Consider the following 9,267-nt stretch of genomic DNA (forward strand, 5'->3'; position numbering starts at 1 on the left):
CTTTGGGGCCATGGCGCCGGCTCCGAAGTCATGAGCCGCATCGCCGCCCCGATGATCGGCGGCATGCTCACCGCGCCCCTGCTGTCGATGTTCGTGATCCCGGCCGGCTACCTGCTGCTGCGTCGCCGGCAGGCCCGAACCGCTCTTTCCGCTTCCACCCCAGCCTAAGGAGACTAGCTCATGAAGACCCTATCCCTTGCCCTCGCCGCCCTGTTGGCGACGACCAGCCTGGCCGCCTGCGACCGCAAGACCGAGGCGCCGGCCGCCCCCGCCGCGCCCGCCCCGGCGGCGAGCAATGACATGGCCGGCATGGACATGGCGCCGGCCGACAAGATGGCCAAGGGCGTCGGCGTCGTGAAGGCGATCGATAAAGCCGCCGGCACGATCACCCTCGATCATCAGGCCATTCCCGAGGCGGGCTGGCCGGCCATGACCATGGGCTTCAAGATCGCGCCGGCCCTGCTGGACGGGATCGCGGTCGGCGACAAGGTCGCCTTCGACCTCAAACTCCACGACGGCGCGGGCGAAGTGACGGCGATCGCCAAGTCCTAGGATGCGGCGGCGAGGCGCGATCTGCGCGCCTCGCCCCGTTCGGACAAGCAGGCGGTTAGGCGCTCTTGGGGGTCTCACCGCCTGCGCCGCGCCGCGACCACCAGAAACCGCCGACCAGGATGGCCAGCGTCACCGCCTGGGCGGCGACGCCTTCGATCGTCGGGAAGAAGCCCAGCAGCTCGATGCGCGGCAGGGCCAAGGGATGCAGGTCGAGGAGACCGGCTTCCTGCAGGGCGGCCACGCCCTTGCCGGCCAGGACGACCGCCAGGATCGCCATCAGGATGGCGCTGTATTCGAAGAACTGGCCGATCGGCAGGCGCTTGGAGAACCGCAGCATGGCCCAGGCGATGACGGCCAGCACGACAATGGCGCACCCGACGCCGGCCAGCACCGCCCCGGCTCCGCCCTGGGTCCACAGCGCCGTCAGGAAAAGGATGGTCTCGAAGACCTCGCGATAGACGACGATGAAGGCCAGCAGGAACAGGAACCAGGCCGACTGTTTGGAGAGGGCGTGCGAGAGCTTCTCGCGGATATAGATCTGCCAGGCGTCGGCCTGGGCCTTGCCGTGCATCCAGAGACCCACCGAGATCAGCACCGCCGCGGCGACCACCGAACCGAACCCTTCGGTCAGTTCCCGGCTGGCGCCGCTGATCGAGATGAAGAAGGTCGCCGCCGCCCAGGTCAGCCCGCCGGCCGCCAGGGCCGCGATCCAGCCGCCGTGGACATAAGGCAGCACGTCGGTCCGCTCGGCCTTGCGCAGGAAGGCGATCATGGCGACCACGATCAGCAGGGCTTCCAGGCCCTCGCGCAGCAGGATGGTGAAGGCGCCGGCGAAGCTCGACAGGCTGCTGGCCTTTTCCGGCGCGAGCGCCCGGCCGGCGGCCGCGAACAGAGCGTCGAGACGCTCGATTTGGCTGCGCACCTCGCTGGCCGGCGCGGCCTTGCCGATCGCGCCGCGCACGTCGCCCATCGCGCCCTCGATCCGCCGCATCAGGGCCGGATCGCGCGCGCCCAGCGACGGCTCGACCGGCTCGAAGCCGTCGAGATAGGCCGCCAATGCCAGATCGGCAGCGGCCTTATGGTCACCGGCCTCGTAGGCCTTGAGGCTGGCGGCCAGCTTCTGGCGGGCGACGTCGAGCGAGCCGCCGCCGGTGCGGGTGACGACCTCGGGGTGACGACGCAAATAGGCGGTCAGGGCGCGGGCCTTGGTCTCGCCGACGGCGGTCGCCAGCGCTGCGGGCGTGGTCTGGGTCAAGGTCTGCAGGTCGGGGAAGCGGGCGCGGACGGCGGCGTCCTCGTTCCAGAGCTTCTCGCCGGCCGCGGCCTCGGCGTCGCTGAAAGCGAAGCGCCCGACATAGAAGGCCAGGTCCCAGCGGTCATCGGACGGCAGATGGGCGTAGCTGGCCATGGCCGTGCCGTCGAGACCCTGCTGGATCACTTGATAGAGGCCAAAGACGCTGCGCTGACGGGCGCGATCGGCGTCGGCGAAGGCGATCGGCGGCGGGTCCAGGCCGGCGGCATTCGGACCATCGGCCTTGCCCGCCTCCCCGTGGCAGGCCGCGCAGGTCTCGGCATAGAGGGCCGCGCCGCGCGCCAGGTCCGGCGCCCGCTTGGGGGCCAGGGGCGTGGGATAGGCGGCCAGCAGGTCGTTGGCCAAAGCGTGGGCCTTGGCCGAGACCACGGCCGGTTCCTGCTTGGCGGCAATCGTCGCCTGCAGGCTCTCGGCCTTGGCCAGGAGGTCGGGCTGGGCCTTGGTGGCCGGCAGGCCGGCGATGCGCTCGCGCACCTGGCCGGCGAACTCGTTCATCTCGGCATATTCGGAAGGACTGATGACCTTGCCGTCCTTGACCGCGCCGGCGTAGTCGACCGACAGGTAGTCCAGCAGCCGCCAGGCCGTCTGCGAGGACGTCGCCTCCTGGGCGTGCGCCATCGGCGCCGCCGCAAACATCAGGACCGCCAGCAGCCCGCCCACGATCGAGGCCAGACGCCCCTTGAGACCAGTAATCATTATCAATCCATGAGCGCGAAACGGCGCGTGGGCAAGAGCTTCAGCATGTCAGGCGGCGGCGAGTTCGGCGCGGTGTTCGGCGCGAGCTTGGCGGATGATCTGGTAGGCCGAGCTCAGGAACACACCGGCCAGCAGAACGCCGACGATCAGGTCGGGCCAGCGCGAGCCGGTCAGCCAGACCAGGACGCCGGTGGCGGCGACGGCCAGACATTGGATCAGGTCGTTGCGGGTGCAGAGCCAGACGGAGCGGACGTTGGCGTCGCCGTCGCGATAGCGGACCAGCAGACCGGCGGCGGCCAGGTTGGCCAGGGCGCCAAACAGCCCCAGGGCCGAGATCGCCTCGCCGGAGGGCGCCGCCCCGCTCCAGGCCCGCCAGGCGGCGAAGCCGGCGACGGACAGGGCGACCGCGCCGAGGCTGAAACCCTTGAATAGCGCCGCGCCGGTGCGAACGCCGACCGACTTGCCGATGGCCCACAGGCTGATGGCGTAGGTGGCGCTATCGGCCAGGAAATCCAGCGCATTGGCGGACAAGGAGGCCGAGCCCTGGATCAGGCCGCCGATCAGCACCACGACGAAGCCGACCAGATTGATCGCGATCACCCACGCCAGGGCGCGCCGGTAGGCCGGGGTGGCGCCGTCGAACTTCACCGCGGCGCCGCAACCGCAGCCCGAGGCGGCCGGCTTGCTGGAACAAGAGTCGCTCATGACGCCACTCATGCATCCTCTAGCCACTAGAGGATCAAGGGCCTATTTGCCTCACGCGAGGAAAATTCCATGACCCTATCGATCGGCCAGTTGGCCAAGGCCTCGGACGTCAAGGTCCCGACCATCCGCTTCTACGAGGAGATCGGTCTACTCCCGCAGCCGATCCGCGCCGCCAACGACCGCCGGGTCTATGACGCCGCCGCCGTCCGCCGCCTGGCCTTCATCCGCCACGCGCGCCAGCTCGGCTTCTCGGTCGGGGCGATCCGCAACCTGCTGGATCTTTCCGACAACCCCGAGCGGCCCTGCGGCGAAGCCAACGCCCTGGCCGTCCGTCAGCTCGACGACGTCGAGGCCAAGATCGCCCAGCTGGAGACCTTGCGCGGCGAGTTACGACGGATGGTCCAGGCCACTTGCGATGGACGGGCCGCCGATTGCCGGGTGATCGAGGCGTTGGCGGGCTAGGATCGGGGCCACTACGCCGCCAGCGTCAACCTGATAGCCAAGACAGCCAGGGTCACCAGCAAGATCGGCGTCGTCAGGACGATCCCGACCTTGAAGTAGTAGGCCCAGGAGATTCTGATCCCCTTGGTTCCGAGCACATGGAGCCAAAGCAGCGTCGCCAGCGAGCCGATCGGCGTGATCTTGGGACCAAGATCGCTACCGATGACGTTGGCGTAGATCATCGCCTCCTTCACCGCGCCCGTGGCCCCGCTGGCGTCGATCGACAGAGCGCCGACCAGGACGGTGGGCATATTGTTCATCACCGACGACAACAGCGCCGTCAGGATACCGGTGCCGAACGCCGCGCCCCACACCCCGCCCCTGGCGAAGTAGTCGAGCAGGCCTGCGACCTGGTCGGTGAGCCCCGCGTTCCGCAGGCCGTAGACCACCAGGTACATTCCGAGCGAAAAAATCACGACCTGCCAGGGCGCCCCCTTGAGCACTTTGCGGGTGCTGATCACATGGCCGCGGCCGGCGATCGCCAGTAGCACCCCGGCCCCGAGCGCCGCCGTCGCGCTGACCGGCACGCCCAGCGGCTCCAGGGCGAAGAAGCCGATCAGCAGCAGCGCCAGCACCAGGAAGCCCGCCTTGAAGGTCGCCGGATCCTTGATGGCGTCGCGCGGCGGCTTCAACTGGCCAATGTCGTAGACAGCGGGGATGTCGCGCCGGAAGTAGAGCATCAGCGCGCCGAGGGTGGCGGCGATGGCGGCCAGATCGACCGGGATCATCACCGAGGCGTAGCGAGAAAAGCCGATCTTGAAGAAGTCGGCCGAGACGATGTTGACGAGGTTGGAGACCACCAGCGGCAGACTCGCCATGTCGGCGATAAACCCCGCCGCCATCACGAAGGCCAGGGTCGCCTTGTCCTTGAACCCCAGGGCCATGAGCATGGCGATGACGATTGGCGTCAAGATCAGGGCCGCACCGTCGTTGGCGAACAGCGCCGAGACCGCCGCGCCCAGGAGGACGATCGAGGCGAACAGCATTCGCCCCTTCCCGCCGCCCCAGCGCGCGACGTGGAGGGCCGCCCACTCGAAGAACCCGGCCTCATCCAGGAGCAGACTGATGATGATGACCGCGATGAAGGCGCCGGTGGCGTTCCAAACGATCTGCCAGACCGTCGCGACGTCGGCCAGGTGGACCACGCCCGTCGCCAGGGCCAGGACCGCGCCGATTGTCGCGCTCCAGCCGATGCTGAGTCCCTTGGGTTGCCAGATGACCAAGGTGATGGTGAGCAGAAAGATCAGGAGGGCGAGGATCACAGGACGACGACTTCGCCGTCTTCCTTGGTGAAACTCGCCGGCTTGCGGTCGAGTAGATCGAGCACGACCTCGGAGGGGCGGCAGAGCTTCACCCCCTTGGGCGTGACCACGATCGGCCGGTTGACCAGGATCGGATGGGCGACCATGGCGTCGAGGATCTCTTCCTCGCTGGCCTTAACGTCCGACAGGCCGAGTTCGGCGGCGGGGGTGCCCTTCTCGCGCATCAACTGGCGGAAGGTCAGGCCCGCCTCGCTGGCCAGCTCCCGCAGTTGGTCGTGGCCCCAGCCGGCCTTCAGATACTCGATCACTCTCGGCGCGTAGCCGGCCGCCTCGACCATCGCCACAACGTTGCGTGAGGTGCCACAGGCAGGGTTGTGGAAGATGACTATCGGAAAATCGGCGTCAGACATGGCTCACCAGGAAAAACAAAGCGACGGGGTTCAGGCGACGGAGGTGTCGGGCGCGTTGGACTTGCCGATCTCGTCGAGACGGCGCTGCAGCGAAAGGCGGTCCAGCGAAGCCATGGGCAACGCGCAAAAGAGCGTGATGCGGCTGTTGAGCTGGCGATAAGCATCGGCGAACGCCAGAGCGACCTCCGCTTCGGTGCCATGGGTCGAGCCCGGGTTGGGGATGCCCCAGTGCGCCGTCATCGGCTGGCCTGGCCAGATCGGGCAGACCTCGCCGGCGGCGTTGTCGCAAACGGTGAACACGAAATCGAGGTCGGGGGCGTCCGGATTGTTCAGGATCGCGAACTCATCCCAGGCCTTGGAGCGCAGGTCGTCAGTCTTGTAGTTCAAGTGCTGCAGCAGGCTGACCGCGCGGGGATCGAGGACCCCGCTGGGCGTCGAGCCGGCGGAATAGGCCTTGAAGCGCCCGCCGCCGACCCGGTTCATGATGCATTCGGCCATGACCGAGCGCGCAGAATTGTGCGTGCAGAGGAAGAGGACGTTGAGCGGGCGGTGCTGGGTGTCGTCGGTCATGCCGTCTCCAGTTCGCTAAGGCAGGTTCCATCGCAGTCGGCGGCCTTGGCGACGATGTCGCCCAACGGCGCGCAAATTTCCGGATTTCCGTTGCAACAGTCTTCCATCAGGAAGCCGAGAAGGCCGCTCATAGCCGCGTAGTCGGCGCTGTAGATGATTGAGCGCCCCAACCGCCGCGAGACGATCAGCCCGGCGTGGGAGAGCACATTGAGATTGGCCGACAGCGTGTTGGGGATCACTTCGAGGCGGCGGGCGATGTCGCCGGCCGATACGCCAGCAGGTCCGGCCTTCACCAGCAGGCGGAAGATGGCCAGACGGCCCTCATGGCCGAGGGCGGACAGGCTTGCGGCAGCGGCTTTCGATTCCATGTTTCCAATATGCTGGAAATATGAGACGGATCAATGACGATGTTGGAGTCGCTTGCATGACCGAGTTTCCCGCCCTTGAGCCGCAGTTCCTGGCGCCGATCGACCTGGGCTGGCTGAACGTCACGACGCCTTCCACCCATCCGCCTCGCATTCTGCTGCTCTACGGCTCCCTGCGGGAACGCTCGTTCAGCCGCCTGCTGACCCAGGAAGCGGCCCGCATCCTGGAGCAACTCGGCTGCGAGACCCGGATCTTCGATCCGCGCGACCTGCCGCTTCCCGACGCCACGGGCCCCGATCACCCCAAGGTGCAGGAACTTCGGGCGCTATCCCAATGGTCCGAGGGCCAGGTCTGGTGTAGCCCCGAACGGCATGGGGCGATCAGCGGGATCATGAAGGCCCAGATCGACTGGATCCCGCTGGAGATCGGCAGCGTGCGCCCGACTCAGGGGCGCACCCTAGCGGTCATGCAAGTCAGCGGCGGCTCTCAGTCGTTCAACGCAGTCAACACCCTGCGGCTCTTGGGCCGCTGGATGCGGATGATCACCATCCCCAACCAGTCATCAGTCGCCATGGCCTACAAGGAGTTCGACGAGCACGACCGCATGAAGCCGTCGGCTTACTACGACCGCGTGGTCGATGTGATGGAGGAGCTGGTGAAGTTCACGCTGTTGACGCGCGATCGGGCAGACTACCTGGTCGATCGCTATAGCGAGCGAAAAGCCAACGGACGCATTGCCCAGCATGTCGAGCTGGGCGCGGCGGCGATGAGCCACGAAGCCCTGAAGGCCCAAACCGCATGAGCCATTCGGACCTGACAACGCGGGCAGCTACTGCCGCCGACGCGCCCGCGATCGTCGAGATCTATAACGAGGGGATCGCCGACCGCATCGCCACGTTCGAAACGTCGTCGCGTTCTGTCGATCAGATCCTTGGATGGTTCGATGGTCGGCACCCCGTCATCGTGGTGATCAACCAGGCCGGCCAGATCGTCGGTTACGCCGCGACATTTTCTTACGCCGATCGCTGCTGCTATGCCGGCATCGCCGAGTTCTCCGTTTATGTCCGGCGGGTCAATCGGGGCCAGGGCGTCGGCGCCGTCGCCATGGTCGCCTTAATCGAGGCGGCCGCCCGGGCCGGGTTCTGGAAGTTGCTCTCGCGGGTTTTCGTCGAGAACAAGGCTAGCCTGGCGCTCCTGAAGTCCGTGGGCTTCAGAGAGGTCGGTGTCCATGAAAGGCACGGCAAGCTGGACGGCGTCTGGCGCGACGTGGTGGCGGTCGAGCGTCTGTTGGAAGGCAATCTCGATTGAGGCCTACCCTCCCGGCCTAGTGGCGCGCCGCGGCTTGTTGTGCGGCTATCTGGGCAAAGACGGCCGCCGACGCCGCGTTCGCTGCCTTGACGACGACCGCGGCCTCGCCTGCCGCCAATCGGTCCGCGCCCTCCTCGGCGTCTAACCGCCACCGCTGCGCGAACTGGCGCTCAGGACCGCCGGCATTGGTCAGCGATACGATAAATTCCCCGCGATCGCCGGCGGGGACGGTCACTGGGAGCATGAACGAGGTGTTGGTCGGTCCAGCCGGTACGGTGATCGTCAGCGCATGGTCATAGTCCGGCGCTTCGACGCGGAGCGTTACGATGGATTCCGATCCATCAAGATCCATGCTGATGCCAAGCCAAACCTGCCGCGCCGTCGGGATGACATCGACGACGAAGGCGTCGCCGGCCACGCCAATGAAGGTCAGCTGCCCTGTCGGTGAATATTGCGCGTGGTCACAGACCACGGCGTGACGCAGGGCGATAATCATGCGGCTTCAGGCTCCCGGTGATCCAAGGTGCAACGCTAATCGCTGGCAGGCAATTTGGCTGCTGCCGGATTGAAATAGATGAAACGCGCCAATGGGTTCGCGGGCGGAACGGGCGTCCTGGGGAGTCGTTGAGTCCGCCTTGGCGCTCCTCGCCGCACGGAGACCGGGCCATGCCCGCCCCTACCCTCTCGATAGAACCTGCGGCCCCGCGCGGGCGCCGCGCGCCGAGCAAGGCGATCATGCCCGACTTCGTGCCCTTCCAATTTTGCAAGTTGGTGGCGGCCCCGCCGGCCGGGGAGGGTTGGCTGCACGAAGTCAAGTTCGACGGCTACCGAATGCAGCTGCGCATGACCAAGGGCCAGGCCCGCTGGCGAACCCGCAACCTCTTCGACTGGACCGACAAGTTCGCCGCCATGTCGGCCGAGGTCGCCGATCTTCCCGACGGGATCTATGACGGCGAGCTGTGCGCCATGGACGCCAAGGGACATCCAAACTTCTCGACCCTGAAGTCGGACATCCAGCGCGGCACGATCGACCGCCTGGTGTTCTTCGTCTTCGACGCGCCTTGGCTTGAGGGGCGTGATCTCCGGGATCTGCCGTTGTCGGATCGTCGCGATCGGCTATCGGCCGCGCTGGCGGACCTGGACCTGCCGCCGCCGATCCGTCTTGTCGAGCCGCTGCCTGGAGCAGGGCGCGACCTGCATTTGAGCGCCTGCAAGATGGGTCTGGAAGGCATCGTCTCCAAGCGGCTGAACGCGCCCTATCGGCCCGGCAAGGACGGCAGCTGGACCAAGGCGAAGTGTCGTCCGGCCCTGGAGGTGGTGATCGGCGGTTGGAAGACCGAAGGCTCAAGGTTCACCGGCCTGCTGACCGGCGTCTATCGGGATGGGAAGTTCGTCTATTCCGGGTCCGTGGGCACGGGCTTCACGGCCAAGAGCATGGCGGAGCTGCTTCCGAGACTGGGCGCGGCGCGATCCGACGTCAGTCCCTATGCGTCCGGCGCGCCGAGCAAGGGCTCACCTCAAGGTTTGTGCGCTAAAAGGCGCTTAGAAGCACGAACCAAGAACATGAGCTAGCAGGCTGTTGAAA

12 protein-coding genes are annotated in these 9,267 nt (G+C 66.8%); 5 read left to right on the forward strand and 7 right to left on the reverse strand.

Annotated features, from left to right (window positions below; all coding sequences use genetic code 11):
* The first annotated feature begins 180 nt into the window (after positions 1 to 180).
* Entirely contained in the window at positions 181 to 552 is a 372-nt protein-coding gene (locus tag AC1RJ9_RS27955; protein ID WP_492841916.1) for a copper-binding protein, read from the forward strand.
* Positions 553 to 607: 55 nt separating this feature from the next.
* Here AC1RJ9_RS27955 and AC1RJ9_RS27960 read toward each other — a convergent pair whose 3' ends face one another.
* Together AC1RJ9_RS27960 and AC1RJ9_RS27965 are read right to left on the reverse strand one after the other, a co-directional pair.
* A complete protein-coding gene (locus tag AC1RJ9_RS27960; RefSeq protein ID WP_492841918.1) occupies positions 608 to 2,560 on the reverse strand; it encodes an FTR1 family protein in 1,953 nt (650 codons plus the stop codon).
* A gap of 48 nt (positions 2,561 to 2,608) precedes the next feature.
* Positions 2,609 to 3,265 (reverse strand): cation efflux transmembrane domain-containing protein, encoded by a 657-nt coding sequence (locus AC1RJ9_RS27965; protein WP_492841920.1) that lies wholly within the window; start codon positions 3,263 to 3,265, stop codon positions 2,609 to 2,611.
* A gap of 69 nt (positions 3,266 to 3,334) precedes the next feature.
* Between AC1RJ9_RS27965 and AC1RJ9_RS27970 the strand changes: the two genes are divergently transcribed.
* Positions 3,335 to 3,727: a MerR family transcriptional regulator gene (locus tag AC1RJ9_RS27970; RefSeq protein WP_492841922.1), complete on the forward strand. Its 393-nt coding sequence runs from the start codon at positions 3,335 to 3,337 to the stop codon at positions 3,725 to 3,727.
* An 11-nt stretch (positions 3,728 to 3,738) separates the two neighbouring features.
* Here the strand turns inward: AC1RJ9_RS27970 and AC1RJ9_RS27975 are convergent, their stop codons facing one another.
* Genes AC1RJ9_RS27975 through AC1RJ9_RS27990 form a run of 4 tightly spaced genes read right to left on the reverse strand, consistent with a single transcriptional unit; the run spans position 3,739 to position 6,376 of the window.
* A complete protein-coding gene (locus AC1RJ9_RS27975) occupies positions 3,739 to 5,028 on the reverse strand; it encodes an arsenic transporter (protein ID WP_492841924.1) in 1,290 nt (429 codons plus the stop codon).
* Positions 5,025 to 5,438, reverse strand: coding sequence for an arsenate reductase (glutaredoxin) (gene arsC / locus AC1RJ9_RS27980; RefSeq protein ID WP_492841926.1), 414 nt, complete (start codon positions 5,436 to 5,438; stop codon positions 5,025 to 5,027). The genes AC1RJ9_RS27975 and arsC overlap by 4 nt, the downstream gene beginning before the upstream one ends.
* A 30-nt stretch (positions 5,439 to 5,468) precedes the next feature.
* Positions 5,469 to 6,008: an arsenate reductase ArsC gene (locus tag AC1RJ9_RS27985; RefSeq protein WP_492841927.1), complete on the reverse strand. Its 540-nt coding sequence runs from the start codon at positions 6,006 to 6,008 to the stop codon at positions 5,469 to 5,471.
* On the reverse strand, positions 6,005 to 6,376 hold the full coding sequence (locus AC1RJ9_RS27990) for an ArsR/SmtB family transcription factor (RefSeq protein WP_492841929.1): 372 nt from the start codon (positions 6,374 to 6,376) through the stop codon (positions 6,005 to 6,007). Before AC1RJ9_RS27990 ends, AC1RJ9_RS27985 begins: the two co-directional genes overlap by 4 nt.
* 56 nt (positions 6,377 to 6,432) lie before the next feature.
* Between AC1RJ9_RS27990 and arsH the strand changes: the two genes are divergently transcribed.
* Positions 6,433 to 7,176, forward strand: a complete 744-nt coding sequence (arsH, locus tag AC1RJ9_RS27995) for an arsenical resistance protein ArsH (RefSeq protein ID WP_492841931.1) — start codon at positions 6,433 to 6,435, stop codon at positions 7,174 to 7,176.
* Positions 7,173 to 7,682: an arsinothricin resistance N-acetyltransferase ArsN1 family A gene (locus tag AC1RJ9_RS28000; RefSeq protein ID WP_492841933.1), complete on the forward strand. Its 510-nt coding sequence runs from the start codon at positions 7,173 to 7,175 to the stop codon at positions 7,680 to 7,682. The genes arsH and AC1RJ9_RS28000 overlap by 4 nt, the downstream gene beginning before the upstream one ends.
* Positions 7,683 to 7,698: 16 nt before the next feature.
* Here AC1RJ9_RS28000 and AC1RJ9_RS28005 read toward each other — a convergent pair whose 3' ends face one another.
* Entirely contained in the window at positions 7,699 to 8,178 is a 480-nt protein-coding gene (locus AC1RJ9_RS28005) for a hypothetical protein (protein ID WP_492841935.1), read from the reverse strand.
* Positions 8,179 to 8,348: 170 nt separating this feature from the next.
* Between AC1RJ9_RS28005 and AC1RJ9_RS28010 the strand changes: the two genes are divergently transcribed.
* Complete coding sequence (locus tag AC1RJ9_RS28010; protein WP_492841937.1) at positions 8,349 to 9,254, forward strand: ATP-dependent DNA ligase; 906 nt, start codon at positions 8,349 to 8,351, stop codon at positions 9,252 to 9,254.
* The last annotated feature ends 13 nt before the right edge of the window (positions 9,255 to 9,267 follow it).

It is taken from the genome of Caulobacter sp. GW822-FHT07D08, from assembly GCF_058798735.1.

Coding starts and splice junctions, on each gene's coding strand:
- AC1RJ9_RS27970 (WP_492841922.1), top strand. CDS start 3,335: ATGACCCTATCGATCGGCCAGTTGGCCAAGGCCTCGGACGTCAAGGTC.
- AC1RJ9_RS27965 (WP_492841920.1), bottom strand. CDS start 3,265: ATGAGCGACTCTTGTTCCAGCAAGCCGGCCGCCTCGGGCTGCGGTTGC.
- AC1RJ9_RS27955 (WP_492841916.1), top strand. CDS start 181: ATGAAGACCCTATCCCTTGCCCTCGCCGCCCTGTTGGCGACGACCAGC.
- arsH (WP_492841931.1), top strand. CDS start 6,433: ATGACCGAGTTTCCCGCCCTTGAGCCGCAGTTCCTGGCGCCGATCGAC.
- AC1RJ9_RS27990 (WP_492841929.1), bottom strand. CDS start 6,376: ATGGAATCGAAAGCCGCTGCCGCAAGCCTGTCCGCCCTCGGCCATGAG.
- AC1RJ9_RS28005 (WP_492841935.1), bottom strand. CDS start 8,178: ATGATTATCGCCCTGCGTCACGCCGTGGTCTGTGACCACGCGCAATAT.
- AC1RJ9_RS27985 (WP_492841927.1), bottom strand. CDS start 6,008: ATGACCGACGACACCCAGCACCGCCCGCTCAACGTCCTCTTCCTCTGC.
- AC1RJ9_RS28000 (WP_492841933.1), top strand. CDS start 7,173: ATGAGCCATTCGGACCTGACAACGCGGGCAGCTACTGCCGCCGACGCG.
- AC1RJ9_RS28010 (WP_492841937.1), top strand. CDS start 8,349: ATGCCCGCCCCTACCCTCTCGATAGAACCTGCGGCCCCGCGCGGGCGC.
- AC1RJ9_RS27960 (WP_492841918.1), bottom strand. CDS start 2,560: ATGATTACTGGTCTCAAGGGGCGTCTGGCCTCGATCGTGGGCGGGCTG.
- arsC (WP_492841926.1), bottom strand. CDS start 5,438: ATGTCTGACGCCGATTTTCCGATAGTCATCTTCCACAACCCTGCCTGT.